This is a genomic window from Streptomyces sp. CBMA152 (assembly GCF_014596475.1).
Classification (GTDB): domain Bacteria; phylum Actinomycetota; class Actinomycetes; order Streptomycetales; family Streptomycetaceae; genus Streptomyces.
Window position 1 is genome coordinate 467,416 of record NZ_MECJ01000029.1, and the last position, 16,669, is coordinate 484,084.

16 protein-coding genes are annotated in these 16,669 nt (G+C 71.0%); 11 read left to right on the forward strand and 5 right to left on the reverse strand.

Annotation, left to right across the window (positions count from 1 at the left end; translation table 11 throughout):
* Positions 1 to 340: 340 nt before the first annotated feature.
* Complete coding sequence (locus BG418_RS29225) at positions 341 to 1,135, reverse strand: class I SAM-dependent methyltransferase (protein WP_188276984.1); 795 nt, start codon at positions 1,133 to 1,135, stop codon at positions 341 to 343.
* 245 nt (positions 1,136 to 1,380) lie between these two features.
* On the opposite strand from BG418_RS29225, the gene mshA reads away from it, so the two are divergent.
* Positions 1,381 to 2,724 carry a D-inositol-3-phosphate glycosyltransferase gene (gene mshA, locus BG418_RS29230; RefSeq protein ID WP_188276985.1) on the forward strand — a complete coding sequence of 448 codons (1,344 nt, stop codon included), beginning with the start codon at positions 1,381 to 1,383 and terminating at the stop codon, positions 2,722 to 2,724.
* Positions 2,717 to 3,208 (forward strand): YbjN domain-containing protein, encoded by a 492-nt coding sequence (locus tag BG418_RS29235; RefSeq protein ID WP_188276986.1) that lies wholly within the window; start codon positions 2,717 to 2,719, stop codon positions 3,206 to 3,208. The genes mshA and BG418_RS29235 overlap by 8 nt, the downstream gene beginning before the upstream one ends.
* A gap of 7 nt (positions 3,209 to 3,215) precedes the next feature.
* Here the strand turns inward: BG418_RS29235 and BG418_RS29240 are convergent, their stop codons facing one another.
* Positions 3,216 to 4,520, reverse strand: a complete 1,305-nt coding sequence (locus BG418_RS29240) for an MFS transporter (protein WP_188276987.1) — start codon at positions 4,518 to 4,520, stop codon at positions 3,216 to 3,218.
* A gap of 197 nt (positions 4,521 to 4,717) precedes the next feature.
* On the opposite strand from BG418_RS29240, the gene BG418_RS29245 reads away from it, so the two are divergent.
* Entirely contained in the window at positions 4,718 to 5,476 is a 759-nt protein-coding gene (locus BG418_RS29245) for a phosphoglyceromutase (protein WP_188276988.1), read from the forward strand.
* A gap of 109 nt (positions 5,477 to 5,585) precedes the next feature.
* On the opposite strand, the gene BG418_RS40620 is transcribed toward BG418_RS29245, so the two are convergent.
* Positions 5,586 to 5,711 (reverse strand): hypothetical protein, encoded by a 126-nt coding sequence (locus BG418_RS40620; protein WP_262928616.1) that lies wholly within the window; start codon positions 5,709 to 5,711, stop codon positions 5,586 to 5,588.
* 189 nt (positions 5,712 to 5,900) lie between these two features.
* Positions 5,901 to 6,578, reverse strand: coding sequence for a phosphate signaling complex protein PhoU (phoU, locus tag BG418_RS29250; protein ID WP_188276989.1), 678 nt, complete (start codon positions 6,576 to 6,578; stop codon positions 5,901 to 5,903).
* 200 nt (positions 6,579 to 6,778) lie between these two features.
* Between phoU and BG418_RS29255 the strand changes: the two genes are divergently transcribed.
* Positions 6,779 to 8,062, forward strand: coding sequence for a cell wall metabolism sensor histidine kinase WalK (locus tag BG418_RS29255; protein ID WP_188276990.1), 1,284 nt, complete (start codon positions 6,779 to 6,781; stop codon positions 8,060 to 8,062).
* Positions 8,059 to 8,739: a response regulator transcription factor gene (locus BG418_RS29260; protein WP_017242433.1), complete on the forward strand. Its 681-nt coding sequence runs from the start codon at positions 8,059 to 8,061 to the stop codon at positions 8,737 to 8,739. The genes BG418_RS29255 and BG418_RS29260 overlap by 4 nt, the downstream gene beginning before the upstream one ends.
* 94 nt (positions 8,740 to 8,833) lie before the next feature.
* Here the strand turns inward: BG418_RS29260 and BG418_RS29265 are convergent, their stop codons facing one another.
* Entirely contained in the window at positions 8,834 to 9,499 is a 666-nt protein-coding gene (locus tag BG418_RS29265; protein WP_188276991.1) for a DUF461 domain-containing protein, read from the reverse strand.
* A 663-nt stretch (positions 9,500 to 10,162) separates the two neighbouring features.
* Here BG418_RS29265 and BG418_RS29270 point away from each other — a divergent pair.
* The 6 genes from BG418_RS29270 (at position 10,163) to BG418_RS29295 (ending at position 16,531) form a co-directional block, all read left to right on the forward strand.
* Entirely contained in the window at positions 10,163 to 10,645 is a 483-nt protein-coding gene (locus tag BG418_RS29270; RefSeq protein ID WP_003953493.1) for a CarD family transcriptional regulator, read from the forward strand.
* Between the two features lie 306 nt (positions 10,646 to 10,951).
* Positions 10,952 to 11,689 (forward strand): 2-C-methyl-D-erythritol 4-phosphate cytidylyltransferase, encoded by a 738-nt coding sequence (ispD, locus tag BG418_RS29275; RefSeq protein WP_188276992.1) that lies wholly within the window; start codon positions 10,952 to 10,954, stop codon positions 11,687 to 11,689.
* Positions 11,679 to 12,191, forward strand: a complete 513-nt coding sequence (ispF, locus tag BG418_RS29280) for a 2-C-methyl-D-erythritol 2,4-cyclodiphosphate synthase (RefSeq protein ID WP_188276993.1) — start codon at positions 11,679 to 11,681, stop codon at positions 12,189 to 12,191. The genes ispD and ispF overlap by 11 nt, the downstream gene beginning before the upstream one ends.
* A 180-nt stretch (positions 12,192 to 12,371) precedes the next feature.
* Positions 12,372 to 13,772, forward strand: coding sequence for a cysteine--tRNA ligase (gene cysS / locus BG418_RS29285; RefSeq protein WP_188276994.1), 1,401 nt, complete (start codon positions 12,372 to 12,374; stop codon positions 13,770 to 13,772).
* A gap of 119 nt (positions 13,773 to 13,891) precedes the next feature.
* Entirely contained in the window at positions 13,892 to 14,851 is a 960-nt protein-coding gene (gene rlmB / locus BG418_RS29290) for a 23S rRNA (guanosine(2251)-2'-O)-methyltransferase RlmB (protein WP_188276995.1), read from the forward strand.
* A gap of 174 nt (positions 14,852 to 15,025) precedes the next feature.
* Positions 15,026 to 16,531: a DoxX family protein gene (locus BG418_RS29295; protein WP_188276996.1), complete on the forward strand. Its 1,506-nt coding sequence runs from the start codon at positions 15,026 to 15,028 to the stop codon at positions 16,529 to 16,531.
* The last annotated feature ends 138 nt before the right edge of the window (positions 16,532 to 16,669 follow it).

Genomic DNA, 16,669 nt, shown 5'->3' on the forward strand with positions numbered 1-16,669 from the left:
GTGCACGAAAATTCTCCCCCTCCGGACATCCGGAATCCCCAGTCCCACATCAAGCACGTCACGTACATCGAGCACGTCACGCAGGTGCACATCGCACATCACACATCCGCAGGTCACGCGGAACGCGGATGTGATTAACCGTCAGTAACATCTCGCAACGTCGCGATGGTGCCACGCCGTTCGCCAAAACGACAGAGGCGGACGGCACCTGACGGGTCACTCCCCGCATGTGGGACGAACGGCACGACGTGTGCGTTCCCCGTGCGGGGGTGACGTGTGGAGTGACCGGAGCTGTTCGCGCGTACGCCAGCGCAGGGTTACCTAACCGGGCTCCCGCCCGTCACCCCCGAGGCGCCAGCGCTTCCCACTCCACGGTGACCTCCCCTTGGCGCCAGCGCCTGGGCCCGTCGGTGAGCGGCCAGTCCGCCGCCAGGTCCCGGACCGCTCGCATCCAGCGCTGGCGCGCGCCCAGCGACGCGTACGGGGCCGCCGCCGCCCACGCGCGGTCGAAGTCGCGCAGGAACGCGTGCACCGGCTCGCCCGGCACATTCCGGTGGATCAGCGCCTTCGGCAGTCGTTCGGCCAGGTCGGAGGGGCGCTCCAGGGACCCGAGCCGGGTCGCGAACGTCACCGTGCGCGGGCCCGAGGCGTCAAGGGCGACCCACACATGCCGTCGCCCGATCTCGTCGCACGTCCCCTCGACGAGCAGCCCGCCGTCCGCGAGCCGGGCGCACAGCCGCGCCCAGACCGCCGCGACCTCGCCCTCGTCGTACTGCCGCAGCACGTTCGCCGCCCGGATCAGCAGCGGCGGCCGGGGCAGCGGGACCTCGAAGCCGCCGTGGACGAAGGTGAGCCCGTCGCGCTCGTACGGCTTCGCAGCGGCGACCCGGGCCGGCTCGATCTCGATCCCGACGACGGAGACGGCGGGAGCGGAGGTGCGCAGCCGCTGGAGCAGTTCCACGGCCGTCCAGGGGGCCGCCCCGTATCCGAGATCGACCGCGATCGGCGCGTCGGCGCGGCGCAGCGCGGGCCCGTGCGTATCGGCGATCCAGCGGTCCATGCGGCGCAGCCGGTTCGGGTTGGTGGTGCCGCGCGTGACGGTGCCGACGGGCCGGCGGGGAGCGGGTGGAGCCATGTCCTTGAGCCTACGGCGACCAGGCCATGGGGCCCGAGCCGAGCCCGCCGCACCTCCCTCCCGGGCCCCTCCCGGCCCCCTCCCCGGGCAAAATTTTCGGCAAACCCGAAAGAAACGAAGGCAAGCGGAAATGAAAAAGAGGGTTCCGGTGGTTACGCGTTCTTGAGGGGACGCCCGCGTCCCTTCGGCGCCATGCCCCCTGTCGAGCGAGTCCAGTCGCAGTCCAGTCGAGGAGGACGTCGACCGTGAGCCAGTACGTGTCCCGGTTCGCCGGCTCCCTGGCGGGGCCTCCCCGGCTCCGCCTCCCCGGAGGCCACCGCAGGCCGCGCCGGATCGCCATGCTCAGCGTCCACACCTCCCCCCTGCACCAGCCCGGCACGGGCGACGCGGGCGGCATGAACGTCTACATCGTGGAGCTCGCCAAGCGCCTCGCCGAGATCAACATCGAGGTCGAGATCTTCACGCGCGCGACCACGGGCGGGCTCGCCCCGACGGTCGAGATGGCGCCCGGCGTACTCGTCCGCCATATAGACGCGGGCCCGTACGAGGGCCTGGCCAAGGAGGAGCTGCCCGCCCAGCTGTGCGCCTTCACGCACGGTGTGATGCAGGCGTGGGCGGGCCACCGCCCCGGCCACTACGACCTGGTCCACTCCCACTACTGGCTCTCCGGCCACGTCGGCTGGCTCGCCGCCGAGCGCTGGGGCGTCCCCCTCGTGCACGCCATGCACACCATGGCCAAGGTCAAGAACGCGGCGCTCGCGGACGGCGACACGCCCGAGCCCGCCGCGCGCGTGATAGGCGAGACGCAGATCGTCGACGCGGCCGACCGGCTGATCGCCAACACGGCCGAGGAGGCGGACGAGCTGGTCCGCTTCTACGACGCCGACCCCGGCAAGGTCGCCGTCGTCCACCCCGGCGTGAACCTGGAACGCTTCCGTCCGGCCGACGGCCGCGCCGCCGCGCGCGCCCGCCTCGGGCTGCCGCAGGACGCCCTGGTCCCGCTCTTCGCGGGCCGCATCCAGCCCCTGAAGGCGCCGGACATCCTGCTCAGGGCGGTGGCGGTGCTGCTCACCGAGAACCCGTCGCTGCGCTCGCGGCTCGTCGTCCCGGTGATCGGCGGCCCGAGCGGCAGCGGTCTGGCGAAGCCGGAGGGCCTGCACAAGCTGGCCGCGCGGCTCGGCATCTCGGACGTGGTGCGGTTCCATCCGCCGGTCGGCCAGGACCGCCTCGCGGACTGGTTCCGCGCGGCATCGGTGCTGGTCATGCCCTCGTACAGCGAATCCTTCGGACTCGTGGCCATAGAGGCGCAGGCGGCCGGCACCCCGGTCGTGGCGGCCGAGGTGGGCGGGCTTCCGGTGGCCGTGCGCGACGGCACGACCGGCTTCCTCGTCCCCGGCCACGACCCGGTCGACTACGCGCGCGCCCTGCGCCGCTTCGCCGACGACCCGGCGCTGGTGGACCGGATGGGGACGGCCGCCGCCCACCACGCCCAGTCCTTCGGCTGGGGCACGGCGGCCTCGGCCACCGCCGACGTCTACACCGCGGCGATGCACGAACACCGCCGTCGCGTACGCTCGCACCATGGCTGACGCGCGGCAGGTCATCGACGAGTTCCTCAAGGACGCCGAGCTCGAATGGGAGACCCCCGAGCCCGGTTCGTACGTGGTGAAGCTCCCCGGCACCCGGAAGCTCTCCACGACGTGCTCGCTGAAGATCGGCAACCACTCGCTCTCCGTGAACGCCTTCGTGGTCCGCCACCCCGACGAGAACGAGCCCGGCGTGCACCGCTGGCTCCTGGAGCGCAACCTGCGCCTGTACGGCGTGAGTTACGCGATCGACAGCCTCGGCGACGTCTACCTCGCCGGCAAGCTCCCGCTGGCGTCGGTGACCCCCGACGAGCTCGACCGCCTCCTCGGCACGGTCCTGGAGGAGGCGGACGGCTCGTTCAACACGCTCCTTGAGCTCGGCTTCGCGTCGGCGATCCGGCGGGAGTACGAGTGGCGGGTGTCGCGCGGGGAGTCGACGCGGAACCTGGACGCGTTCGCGCATCTGACGGGGCGCGCCAAGGACTGAGGGTCCGTCAGGCGGTGGCGGGGGCGGGCGAGTCGGCGCGTTCCTGGACACCGGCTTCGACACGGGCCTCGACACCTGCTTCGACTCCGGCCTCGTGCGAAACGGCGGCCTCTTCCGGCAGCCCCCGCATCAGCAGCCAGTACCCCAGCGACGCCACCGTGCCGAGCACCGCGCACGCCGCCCACAGCCATGCGGCCCCGTACTGGTCGATGACGAAGCCCGACATCAGCGGTGCGATCAGCGCGGCCACCGACCAGGACATCGTGTAGACGCCCTGGTAGCGACCCCGGCCGTGGACGGGGGAGAGGCGGACGACGAGTCCGGTCTGGGTGGGGGAGTTGACGATCTCGGCCAGCGTCCAGACGCAGATGGTCAGCGCGTACACCGCGACCGAGCCCGCGAAGGCGGTGAGCCCGAACCCGTACCCCGCGAGCAGCGACGAGACGATCAGCAGACGGCGGGCGTCGCGGTGCTCGATGTAGCGGGTGACCGGGATCTGCAGGACGACGATCATCACGCCGTTGACGGCGATCGCCATACCGAAGTCGGAGCTGCTGAAGCCGTCCGTACCCATGGCGACCGGCAGACCCACGTAACCCTGCTGGAAGATAAGGGAGATGAGGAAGGAGAGCCCGACGACGCCCATGTAGCGCCCGTCGCGGAAGACGGTGCCGAGACTGACCTCGGGCTCGGCGGCCTTCTCCTTCTCCGTCCGTTCCGGGCGGGACTCGGGGAGCTTGAGGAAGACGAGTACGGCGCAGACGAGGGTCATCGTGGCCTCGACGAGGAAACCGGCGCGGTAGCTGTACTCGGCGACGAGGCCCGCGCCCGCCGACGAGAAGGCGAAACCGAGGTTGATCGCCCAGTAGTTGAGCGAGAACGCCCGCATCCGGTCCTCGGGCTTCACGATGTCGGCCATCATCGCCTGCACCGCCGGGCGCGAGGCGTTGGACGCCATGCCGACGAGGAAGGCGACGCCCGCGATCGCGACCGGGTCGGTCATGAACCCGAGCAGCGCGACCGAGAAGGCGGTCGACATCTGGGCGATCATCATCGTGGGCCGCCGCCCGAGCCGGTCGGTGAGGACGCCCGCGCCGATGGACGAGATGACCCCGCCGAGCCCGTGCAGCGAGGCGACGAGACCGGCGTACGAGGCGGAGTAGCCGCGGTCGAGGGTCAGGTACAACGCCATGAAGGTCGCCACGAAGGCGCCCAGCCGGTTGATCAGCGTGCTGGTCCACAGCCACCAGAACTCCCGGGGCAGACCCGAGACGCTCTCTCGTGCGGCGCGCCTGAGACTGGCGACGGACATCGTTTCCCCCGAAGATGTGTAAGTGGCGCAAGCAATATGGGCAACTTACGATTCAGGGGCCCCGACCCGCCACTGAATTGACGCTTCCAGTCAATCGAGGGAGGTCCGCGTCGGGTTCGTGTCCGCAGTCCGAGACGACCGGGGCCGTCGGCGCCCGGGCGAGCGAGGGCCCGGGAACGTCGATTACGCTCGGACGCATGGCCGACGCACCGTACAAGCTGATCCTCCTCCGCCACGGCGAGAGCGAATGGAACGAGAAGAACCTGTTCACCGGCTGGGTGGACGTCAACCTCACCCCGAAGGGCGAGAAGGAGGCGGCGCGCGGCGGTGAGCTGCTGAAGGACGCCGGCCTGCTCCCCGACGTGCTGCACACCTCCCTCCAGAAGCGCGCGATCCGCACGGCCCAGCTGGCGCTGGAGTCCGCGGACCGCCACTGGATCCCGGTGCACCGCTCGTGGCGCCTGAACGAGCGCCACTACGGCGCGCTCCAGGGCAAGGACAAGGCGCAGACGCTCGCCGAGTTCGGCGAGGAGCAGTTCATGCTGTGGCGCCGCTCGTACGACACCCCGCCGCCGGCGCTCGCGGACGGCACGGAGTTCTCGCAGTCGGACGACGCCCGTTACGCGTCGATCCCGCCGGAGCTGCGCCCGCAGACCGAGTGCCTCAAGGACGTCGTCGTCCGCATGCTGCCGTACTGGTACGACGGCATCGTCCCGGACCTGCTCGCGGGCCGCACGGTCCTGGTCGCGGCGCACGGCAACTCGCTGCGCGCCCTGGTCAAGCACCTGGACGGCATCTCGGACGCGGACATCGCGAGCCTGAACATCCCGACCGGCATCCCGCTCGTCTACGAGCTCGACGCCGACTTCAAGCCGGTCAACCCCGGCGGCACCTACCTCGACCCGGACGCGGCAGCGGCGGCGATCGAGGCGGTCAAGAACCAGGGCAAGAAGTAGCGGCGCCCGCCTTACGGCTTCCTACGTACTACGTACGTAAGGGAAAGGCCCCCGTCCCTTTCGGGCGGGGGCCTTTCTCTGTCTGTGCGTCAGGCCGTCGGCAAGTGCTTCAGCCGCAGCCGCCGCCGCACTGGCAGGAGCCGCCCGACTGGCAGCCGCAGGAGCAGCCGGGGCCGCAGGTGCAGCCGCTGCTGGGGGCGGGCTGTGGCGTGGTGGTGGTCGGGGAAACGGTCATGGTTCCCTCCCGGGGGTAGGCGTGCCGTGCAGACATTTGAAGACTTAACCCTGTCCATGCCCGCTCCCAAGGGCGCATCAACGGCGCATTCGCGCAGTGGAGGCAATGCGCGCCTTCGTGCGCACCTATGCGCCCCCCGACACGCGACCCGCCATGCGCCGACGAGGCGCCCCACCCGTACGCCCCTGGCTACGCGCCCTCGACCTGCACCGGCGGCTGGAGCTCGTCCGCGTGCTCACCGGTCACCAGGTACACGACGCGCTTGGCGACCGACACCGCGTGGTCGGCGAAGCGCTCGTAGTAGCGGCCGAGGAGGGTGACGTCGACCGCCGTCTCGATGCCGTGCTTCCAGCGGTCGTCCATCAGGTGCTGGAAGAGCGTGCGGTGCAGGAGGTCCATCTCGTCGTCGTCCTGCTCCAGCTGGAGCGCCAGGTCGACGTCCTTGGTGATGATCACCTCGGCGGCCTTCGCCATCAGGCGCTGGGCGAGCTGGCCCATCTCCAGGATCGTGGCGTGCAGGTCGCGCGGGACCGCGCGCTCCGGGTAGCGCAGCCGGGTCAGCTTGGCCACGTGCTGGGCCAGGTCGCCCGAGCGCTCCAGGTCGGCGCTCATCCGCAGCGAGGTGACCACGATCCGCAGATCCGTGGCGACCGGCTGCTGGCGGGCCAGCAGGGCTATCGCCCGGGCCTCCAGGTCGTGCTGGAGATCGTCGACCTTCTGGTCGGCCGCGATCACGTTCTCGGCGAGCTTGAGGTCGGCGTCGAGCATGGCCGTGGTGGCGCGCCCGATCGCCGACCCGACAAGGCGGGCCATCTCGACCAGGCCCTCGCCGATCGAGTCCAGTTCCTCGTGGTACGCGTCCCGCATGGGTGTGCCCTTCTTTCAACGACTCCGGGGGGCCGGGGGCGGCTGTGACCCCCACGCTCCCACGTTCCGTGGGTTACGCGTCCGATTCGGCCACACCAAGTGAACCGGCACTATCACCATGGTGAACTCTGGGCGACGAACGTTCGAGCAGACACCCGGATGGCTGGGAGAGTGTCAGTGCGGCCGCATAACCTGGATGCATGGACGTGAACGCGGCGGTCGCCGCAGCGGCAGCGATCGCCGGGTTGTGCACCGGCGTCATCGCCATGCTGGCGTTCCGCTGGAGCGAGCGCGACCAGGCTCGGCCCACCCGGACCTCCCTGCACACGGACGCGGTGCTACCGCCCGGCGTGGACACCGTGCTGTCGGTGCTCCGCTCCTCGGCGGTGGTGCTCGACGAGAGCGACTCGGTCGTCAAGGCCAGCTCCGCCGCGTACGCGCTGGGGCTGGTCAGGGGCGGAAAGCTGGCGGTGGAGCCGATGCTCCACATGGCCCGGGACACCCGCCGGGACGGTGAGATACGCCAGGTCGAGCTGGACCTGCCCCGCCGGGGCACCGGCCGGGGCGAGGCGCTGGCGGTCTCCGCGCGCGTGGCGCCGCTGGGCTCGCGGCTCGTGCTGCTCCTGGTCGAGGACCTCACCGAGGCCCGCCGCATAGAGGCGGTCCGGCGCGACTTCGTGGCGAACGTCAGCCATGAGCTCAAGACGCCGGTCGGCGCGCTCTCGCTGCTCTCCGAGGCCGTCATGGACGCCTCGGACGACCCCGAGGCGATCACCCGCTTCGCGGGCCGCATGCAGATCGAGGCGAACCGGCTGACCAACCTGGTCCAGGAGCTCATCGACCTGTCCCGGGTGCAGAACGACGACCCGCTGGAGGACGCCGAGCCGGTCCGGGTCGACGAGCTGGTCGCCGAGGCCATCGACCGCTCCCGCCACCCCGCGTCCACCAAGCAGATCACCATGGCCGCGGGCGGCACCGCCGACCTCTACGTCTGGGGCAACCGCGGCCAGCTCGCCGCCGCCCTCGGCAACCTCGTCGAGAACGCGGTCAACTACTCCCCGGCCAGGACGCGGGTCGGCATCGCGGGCCGCCGCGTGGCCGCGCCCGGCGGGGACCTGATCGAGATAGCCGTGACCGACCAGGGCATAGGCATCTCGGAGAAGGACCGGGAGCGCGTCTTCGAGCGCTTCTACCGTGTCGACCCGGCCCGCTCCCGTGCCACCGGTGGTACGGGCCTGGGCCTGGCCATCGTCAAACACGTGGCCGCCTCGCACGGCGGGGAGGTCACCGTGTGGAGCTCCGAGGGACAGGGCTCCACCTTCACCCTGAGGCTCCCGGAGGCCGGCGCGGTCCGTGACCGCGCCGCTCCCTCCGCCGACACCGCAGGCCCGGACGACGACGCCGTCGACGAGCCGTACGACACCTTCCCCCCTGCCGCACACGACTCACACACTGTGCTCCCTGCCCCGGAGGTCCTTCCGTGACCCGAGTGCTCGTCGTCGAGGACGAGGAATCGTTCAGCGACGCCCTGTCCTACATGCTCCGCAAAGAGGGTTTCGAGGTCGCCGTGGCGGCCACCGGGCCCGACGGGCTGGACGAGTTCGAGCGCAACGGCGCCGACCTCGTGCTGCTCGACCTGATGCTGCCGGGGCTGCCCGGCACGGAGGTCTGCCGCCAGCTGCGCGGCCGCTCCAACGTCCCGGTGATCATGGTGACCGCCAAGGACAGCGAGATCGACAAGGTCGTGGGCCTCGAAATAGGAGCCGACGACTACGTCACCAAGCCCTTCTCGTCCCGTGAGCTCGTCGCCCGCATCCGCGCGGTGCTGCGCCGGCGCGGCGAGCCGGAGGAGGTCACCCCGGCGGCCCTGGAGGCCGGCCCGGTCCGGATGGACGTGGACCGCCATGTGGTCACGGTCTCCGGCGGCAAGGTCGACCTCCCGCTCAAGGAGTTCGACCTCCTGGAGATGCTGCTGCGCAACGCGGGCCGCGTGCTGACCCGTATGCAGCTGATCGACAGAGTCTGGGGCGCGGACTACGTCGGCGACACCAAGACCCTCGACGTCCACGTCAAGCGCCTGCGTGCCAAGATCGAGCCGGACCCGGGCGCGCCGCGCTACCTGGTGACGGTGCGGGGCCTGGGCTACAAGTTCGAGCCGTAAACACGCGCCACGCGCGCGAGGCCGTCGCACGGCCGCACATGAGGAGGGGCCCCGGACGTGTTGTCCGGGGCCCCTCCTCATGCGTACGTGTACGTCAGTGACCCGCGCCCGTGGTCGGGGTGCCCGAGGGCTTGCCGCCCTTGGCCGGGGTGCCGGACGGCTTGCCCGAGGGCTTGCCGCTCTCGGTGGCACCCGGGGTCGTGGTGGCGCCCGGGGCGCCCGGCGTGGCCGCCGGGGGCTTGGGGAGCTCGCTCGGGCCGTAGCCCTCGAAGTAGCTCGTCGCCGGGATCACGTAGGCGCGCAGGGTCACCTCGCCGGCGGTGCTCAGCTGGAAGGTGACCGGCTGGGCGTCGCCGTTCTTGGCGGCCTCCTTGCCGTTCTCGATCACGGCGGACGCGTTGTCCTTGCCGCCGATGAGCAGCGAGCCGTGCGCGGGGACGGTGAGCGCGCTCTGGCCCTTGGCGGGGGACAGCTTCACCGCGGCGCCCGACGCCGACAGCTTGACCGCGTCGAGCGTCTGCGCCTTGTCGCCGTTGTTGAAGATCGTCGCCGTGATGACGGCGGGCCCGGGGGCGTCCGCCTTCGGCTGGGTCAGGACGGACGCGTTCTGGATCTTGATGTCGCCGACCTTGACGGCGGCGTTGTCCGGCTTCACTTCGAGCGTCTGCGCGTCGTTGCCCGCCGAGCAGGCGGCGAGGGAGGCGAGCGAGAACGCGATGGCAGAGGCGGCGAGGGCGCCGCGTCGAAGGCTGCGGCTCACGGCGGCGGCAACTCCTTGGACGGAAGGACATCTAAAGGACGGCTAAGTCTGTGTCAGCTGGCTTAGGTTACCGAGCCGCCCCGCCGCCCCCGCACCCGACCCGCCCCTGGGAGCCGGTCCGCCGCACCCGACCCCGCACCGGGTTGTCGATCACGTCGCCGATCACCCCGCCGCGAGCACCCCCGGCCGCGCCGCACCCTTCCTGATCTCCCCGTTTCCGTACGCCGTTCACATATCCCCGGTGATCAATTCTCCGGACCGCCACGCATTCCTTACCGAAAACGTCCCGGGAGTTCCTGGGAGGTTCCCGGGAAGCGCCCAGGAACTCTCCGTCCGACTCCGAGTGATCAATTCACGAAAAAATCGCGGGAGCACCCGAACGGGTGACCGGTTGTCGAACGGAGCAGTGGAAGTCCACCGCTTGGAAGCCGACAAAACGGGACGTTCGACCCTGAGGAAGGGGGTTGCGGAGCGTGCGTCGGGCATGTTTCCCTTGCCCCGAACAGCGGCTCCGACCTGCGGATACCCCTTCCCGTGAACCCTCCGCAGCACGTTCGTGTTGCTGTTGTCAAGCCCCGAGATATGCCCTGACCTGCGAAAACGCCATTCAGAACACGCTGTTCTCGTGTTACCCTGGATAGCCACGGAAGGGGTACCTGTCACATGACGTTCAAGGTTGGCGACACCGTGGTCTATCCCCATCACGGGGCCGCGCTGATCGAGGCCATCGAAACTCGCCAGATCAAAGGCGTGGACAAGACCTACTTGGTGCTCAAGGTCGCCCAGGGCGACTTGACGGTGCGCGTACCCGCGGACAATGCGGAGTTCGTAGGCGTGCGCGATGTGGTCGGTCAGGACGGGCTGGACCGGGTCTTCGAGGTGCTTCGCGCACCGTACGCGGAGGAGCCCACCAACTGGTCCCGTCGCTACAAGGCAAATCTCGAAAAGCTCGCCTCCGGCGATGTCATCAAGGTCGCCGAAGTGGTGCGCGACCTGTGGCGTCGTGAGCGCGAGCGCGGACTCTCCGCAGGTGAGAAGCGCATGCTCGCCAAGGCGCGCCAGATCCTGGTGAGCGAGCTCGCACTCGCTGAGAACACCAACGAAGACAAGGCCGAGGCCCTCCTCGACGAGGTTCTCGCGTCCTGACACCGGGGACCCGGGGGCGCTGCCCCTGGAGGACCCGCATTGCCGCGGTGCCCGCTGACCAGCAGTGATCATGCTGCTGTGTCGCCGGGCGCTGCGGCATGTTCGGACATATTCGTACGTACGTAGTGCTACGTACCGTACCGCCCCCGTACTCGGCCCGCCTCGTACGACGGCGGGCCGGGCCCGGGTCGCTTGCTCGACCGGTCGTCACGGAAGGGGCCGGTCAGGGCGTTGCGCCCGGCACTCCCCCAGCCACCGGCCGGGGGTACCCCCAGGCCATACCCATGTCGCCGGAGGACACAAACCTTGTCTGAGGAAACGCGCGTTTTCCGCACCGCCGCGGTGATTCCCGCGGCCGGCCGCGGCGTGCGGCTCGGCCCGGGCGCCCCCAAGGCGCTCCGCGCGCTGAACGGCACTCCCATGCTCATCCACGCCGTCCGGGCGATGGCCGCCTCCCGCGCGGTCTCGCTCGTCGTCGTCGTGGCCCCGCCGGACGGCGCCACCGAGGTGAAGAACCTGCTGGCCGAGCACGCGCTGCCGGACCGCACCGACTTCCTCGTGGTGCCCGGCGGCGAGTCCCGCCAGGAGTCCGTCAAGCTCGGCCTGGACGCGCTGCCGCCCGGCATCGACGTGGTGCTCGTCCATGACGCGGCCCGCCCGCTGGTGCCGGTCGACACCGTCGACGCGGTGATCGAGGCCGTACGGGACGGGGCCCCGGCCGTCGTCCCGGCGCTGCCGCTCGCCGACACGGTCAAGCAGGTCGAGCCCCGCGAGGGCGGCGCGCCCGAGCCGGTGCTCGCCACGCCCGACCGCTCCCGGCTGCGCGCGGTGCAGACCCCGCAGGGCTTCGACCGCGCCACGCTGGTCCGCGCCCACGAGAGCGTCACCGACAACGTCACGGACGACGCGTCCATGGTCGAGCAGTTGGGCCTGAAGGTCGTGGCCGTGCCCGGTCACGAGGAGGCGTTCAAGGTGACCCGCCCGCTGGACCTGCTCCTCGCGGAGGCCGTCCTCGCCCGCAGGAGGGCCAACGATGGCTTCTGAGACCCCTGGGACGCCTGTGGCCCCCGTGATCCCGCAGGTCGGCATCGGCACCGACATCCACGCCTTCGAGGAGGGCCGCGAGCTGTGGTGCGCCGGGCTGCTCTGGGAGGGCGAGGGCCCCGGCCTCGCGGGCCACTCCGACGCCGACGTCGTCGCCCACGCCGCCTGCAACGCGCTGTTCTCGGCGGCGGGCCTCGGCGACCTCGGCGCCCACTTCGGCACCGGCCGGCCCGAGTGGTCCGGCGCCTCCGGCGTCACGCTGCTCACCGAGGCCGCCCGGATCGTCCGGGAGGCGGGCTTCGGTATCGGCAACGTGGCCGTGCAGGTCGTCGGCCCCCGGCCGAAGATCGGCAAGCGGCGCGAGGAGGCGCAGAAGGTGCTCTCGGACGCGGTCGGCGCGCCCGTCTCGGTCTCCGGCGCCACCACCGACGGCCTGGGCTTCCCCGGCCGCGGCGACGGCCTCGCCGGGATCGCCACGGCGCTGGTCTACCGGACCGGATGAAGACATTCCGGCAGGCGGGCCGACAAGTCCCGTAAGCCCCTTTCGTACGCGCCCGGAAGATCCACGCGTACGGGCCCGCCACCACCTGCGGAAAAGCTTCCGGAAAAGCTTCTGTCACACTTCAGTGCCCCGCGCCCCAAGGGTCGCGGGGCACTGCTACGGGGCCACTACCCTGGACTCGTGACTATTCGCCTGTACGACACCAGCGCCCGGCAGATCCGCGACTTCACCCCGCTAGTGCCGGGCTGTGTCTCGATCTACCTCTGTGGCGCGACCGTGCAGGCCGCACCGCACATCGGACATGTCCGGTCCTACCTGAACTTCGACATCATGCGCCGCTGGTTCCAATACCGCGGTCACGACGTCACGTTCATCCGCAACGTCACCGACATCGACGACAAGATCATCGCGAAGTCGGCCGAGCAGGGCCGCCCTTGGTGGTCCATCGGCTACGACAACGAGCGCGCCTTCAACGACGGCTATGACGCGCTGGGTTGCCTGCCGCCCACGTACGAACCGCGAGCGACCGGGCATGTGCCCGAGATGATCGAGATGATGCGCACGCTGATCGAGCGCGGTCACGCGTACGAGGCGGACGGCAGCGTCTACTTCGACGTGCGCTCCTTCCCCGACTACCTGGCGCTGTCCAACCAGGACATCGACGAGCTGCGCCAGCCCGCCGAGGACGGCATCACCGGCAAGCGCGACCCGCGTGACTTCGCGATGTGGAAGGCCACCAAGCCGGGCGAGCCCGACTGGGAGACGCCCTGGGGCCGTGGCCGTCCGGGCTGGCACCTGGAGTGCTCGGCGATGGCCCACAAGTACCTGGGCAGCGCCTTCGACATCCACGGCGGCGGTCTCGACCTGATCTTCCCGCACCACGAGAACGAGATCGCGCAGGCCAAGGCGTTCGGTGACGCGTTCGCCGCGTACTGGGTGCACAACGCCTGGGTGACGATGAGCGGCGAGAAGATGTCGAAGTCACTCGGCAACTCGGTCCTGGTCTCGGAGATGACCAAGGTGTGGCGGCCGATCGTGCTCCGCTACTACCTCGGCACCCCGCACTACCGCTCGATGATCGAGTACAGCGAGGAGGCGCTGCGCGAGGCCGAGTCGGCGTTCGCGCGGATCGAGGGCTTCATCCAGCGGGTCGTCGAGAAGGCCGGGGGAGTGGTGGAACCGGCCGCCGAGGTGCCGCTCGCGTTCGCCGAGGCGATGGACGACGATCTCGGCGTCCCGCAGGCGCTCGCGATCATCCACACCACGGTCCGCCAGGGCAACAGCGCGCTGGCCGCCGACGACAAGGAGGCGGCGATCGCCCGTCTGGCCGAGGTCCGGGCGATGCTCGGGGTCCTCGGTCTGGACCCGCTGGACCCGCACTGGGCGGGCGAGGCCGACCGGGGCGAGGATCTGCACGGGGCCGTCGACACGCTCGTACGCCTGGTGCTCGAACAGCGCGAGGCGGCCCGCGCCCGCAAGGACTGGGCCACCGCGGACGCCATCCGCGACCAGCTGACCCAGTCCGGACTGGTCATCGAGGACAGCCCCAGCGGCCCCCGCTGGACCCTCGGACCCCGCTGACCGGGAAGCGCGATGTGCCGCCCGGGCGACTGGGCGGCACACTTCATATACGTACGTACGCAGGACCCACGGACGAAACGACGCCCCGTAGGTCGCAGAATCACGGAAACAGGTAGGTCATGGCCGGGAACAGCCAGCGCAGGAACCGCCGCACGTCCAACAAGAAGGGCGCTACGGTCGGCAGCGGTGGCCAGCGACGCCGTGGCCTGGAGGGCAAGGGCCCCACGCCCAAGGCCGAGGACCGCAAGAAGCACAAGAAGAACCGCATCGCCACCGCCAAGGCCAAGCAGGCCGCGAGCCGCCGTCCGGCCCCGCGCCGCGGCGGCGCCAAGGGCACGTCCGAGATGGTCGTCGGCCGCAACCCGGTCTTCGAGGCGCTGCGCGACGGTGTCCCGGCGATCACGCTCTACGTCCAGCAGTACATCGACAACGACGAGCGCGTCCGCGATGTCCTCAAGCTCGCGGGCGAGCGCGGCAACATCCACCTGATGGAGGCCCCGCGCCTCGAACTCGACCGGATGACGAACGGCCTGAACCACCAGGGCCTCGTCCTCCAGGTCCCGCCGTACGAGTACGCGCACCCGCAGGACCTCCTGGAGGCCGCGTACGACAACCACGACCAGCCGCTGATCGTGGCGCTGGACGGCGTGACCGACCCGCGCAACCTCGGCGCGATCGTCCGCTCCACCTCCGCCTTCGGCGGCCACGGCGTGGTCGTGCCGGAGCGGCGCGCGGCCGGCATGACGGCGGGCGCCTGGAAGTCCTCGGCGGGCACCGCCGCCCGTACGCCGGTCTCGCGCGTCACCAACCTGACGCGCGCCCTGGAGGACTACAAGAAGGCCGGTGTCACGGTCGTGGGCCTGGCGGCCGACGGCGAGCACACGGTCGAGTCCCTGGAGGCGCTCGGCGGCCCGGTCGTCATCGTCATCGGCAGCGAGGGCAAGGGCCTGGGCCGACTGGTCGGCGAGACCTGCGACTACCGGGTGCGCATCTCGATGCCGGGCGGCGCGGAGTCGCTGAACGCCGGTGTCGCGGCGGGCATCGTGCTGTACGAGGCGGCGCGCCGCCGCAAGGGCTGATGTGCGGACGCCTACGCGTGCTCACGCGCGCGTAGGCACTCCCGCGCGGCCACGCGCGCGTGGCCGCGTCGGTGACCCATAGGGCCGACGGCCGTCCGGCGTACATGATCTTGACGGGCCTCGGACACATCGCCCCCGTCAAGGCAGTGTCCTAAACCTGCATCACTCGGTTAGATGAGTGTGGACACCAGAACGCCCCGGCCCGGGTTCGACGATCAGCCTGCCCTGAGTATGGTCAAGGTGGACGCCGACCCCGCGCAGGTCATCGTCAACCACGCCAGTTTCCGCGTGCACTTCGCCCCGAAGTCCCTGCCCAAGCGGGCTTTGGCGGACCCGGCGAGGATGCCGACCGCGGGTGCCGGGCGCCGCCGGGCGCCGGTGGTGTGGAGCGGCCGGGCGGCGCCCGGGGCGAGCGGGCTGCTGCAGGCGGTCCGGGGCCTGGACGGGCCGGGCGCGTTCGACGCGGGCGCGACCCAGACGATCCCGCGCATCGACGACACCATGCCGACGCCGGTCGTCGTCGCTCCGCGCGCGCCGCTGGGCGACGCGGGCGTGGCCGAGACCGCGCTGCTCCAGGCGGTACGGACCCCTTCGTACGGCCAACAGCCGTACGGGGACGGCGAGTTCGACGTCTACGAGCCCGGCGACGACGAGGCCGACGGCGCCGCGCGCGGCCAGCGGCACGGCGCGGACCCGGTGCGGCACGCGTACTACCCGGGCCGCCGGATGAACCTCGGCGTGGTCCTGCTCCCGCTGCGCGTCTTCCTCGGCTTCATCTCCGTGTACGCGGGGATGGGCAAGCTCTGCGACCCCGTCTACTTCGACGGCGGCGAGCGCGGCTCGATGATGAAGTGGCTGAACTCGCTGCATCCTTGGGCGCTCGCCGAGCCGCTGCGCGCCTTCGCGCTCCAGCATCCGGTCGGGGCGGGTCTTTCGGTCGCCTTCCTCCAGATCGTGGTGGGCGTGCTGACCATGCTGGGGCTGTGGCAGCGGGTCGCGGCGGTGTTCGGGGCGCTGCTGTCGGCGGTGCTGCTGGTGACGGTGAGCTGGCAGACGGTTCCGGCGTACGACGCGCCGGACTTCATCTACCTGGCCGCCTGGTCGCCCCTGATCGCGGCGGGCGCGCCCGTCTACTCGCTGGACGCGCGGCTCGCGGGCGAGGCCTGGCGGCGGCTCGGTCCGCGCTCCACGCTGTGGGAGCTGCGCCGGCGGGTGCTGCGGCGCGGGACGATGATGGCGACGGTCGTGGTCGGCCTGACGCTGCTGATCGGCTCGCTGCTCGGCGGTGCCGTCCGCTCCACCGAGATGGTGACGGTTCCCGGCCCCAACTCCGACCCCACCAACTTCCTGCCGGGTACGCCGCTGGCGCCGGAGCCGCCTGCGAAGCCGGTGCGGCGTGCGCCGTCGCCTCGGCCGTCGGTGAGCGGCTCGGCGTCCACGAAGCCGTCGAAGCGGCCTGGATCGTCGAAGGCGACGGTTCATGACTCGGGGACGGTGGGGAGTGTGCCGTCCCAGACGCAGGGCACGGTCGGGCGCAAGCCGTCGACGTCGCACCACACGTCGCCGGCGGCCCCGTCGACGACGTCCGCGGGCCCGACGTCCTCGGGCTCGACCGGCTCGTCCCCGTCGACCTCGGGTTCAACGGGCAACCGGAACCCGATCGGCGGACTCCTGGGCTGACGCCCGGTCTTACCCCACCCCGCCCCTTCCCGAAAGCTCTGGGCGAGCGGCCGGGTACTTTGGCTGACCGCCGGTGGGGGCTGGTCGCGCAGTTCCCCGCGCCCCTAAGGAGGGCCCTCCGGGCCCATCAAGGGGCGC

What these genes read in the sequence shown, in the direction of transcription:
- BG418_RS29225 (WP_188276984.1), bottom strand. Translation starts at nt 1,135, where the DNA reads ATGGCTCCACCCGCTCCCCGCCGGCCCGTCGGCACCGTCACGCGCGGC.
- BG418_RS29235 (WP_188276986.1), top strand. Translation starts at nt 2,717, where the DNA reads ATGGCTGACGCGCGGCAGGTCATCGACGAGTTCCTCAAGGACGCCGAG.
- BG418_RS29240 (WP_188276987.1), bottom strand. Translation starts at nt 4,520, where the DNA reads ATGTCCGTCGCCAGTCTCAGGCGCGCCGCACGAGAGAGCGTCTCGGGT.
- BG418_RS29245 (WP_188276988.1), top strand. Translation starts at nt 4,718, where the DNA reads ATGGCCGACGCACCGTACAAGCTGATCCTCCTCCGCCACGGCGAGAGC.
- BG418_RS40620 (WP_262928616.1), bottom strand. Translation starts at nt 5,711, where the DNA reads ATGACCGTTTCCCCGACCACCACCACGCCACAGCCCGCCCCCAGCAGC.
- phoU (WP_188276989.1), bottom strand. Translation starts at nt 6,578, where the DNA reads ATGCGGGACGCGTACCACGAGGAACTGGACTCGATCGGCGAGGGCCTG.
- BG418_RS29255 (WP_188276990.1), top strand. Translation starts at nt 6,779, where the DNA reads ATGGACGTGAACGCGGCGGTCGCCGCAGCGGCAGCGATCGCCGGGTTG.
- BG418_RS29270 (WP_003953493.1), top strand. Translation starts at nt 10,163, where the DNA reads ATGACGTTCAAGGTTGGCGACACCGTGGTCTATCCCCATCACGGGGCC.
- ispF (WP_188276993.1), top strand. Translation starts at nt 11,679, where the DNA reads ATGGCTTCTGAGACCCCTGGGACGCCTGTGGCCCCCGTGATCCCGCAG.
- rlmB (WP_188276995.1), top strand. Translation starts at nt 13,892, where the DNA reads ATGGCCGGGAACAGCCAGCGCAGGAACCGCCGCACGTCCAACAAGAAG.
- BG418_RS29295 (WP_188276996.1), top strand. Translation starts at nt 15,026, where the DNA reads ATGAGTGTGGACACCAGAACGCCCCGGCCCGGGTTCGACGATCAGCCT.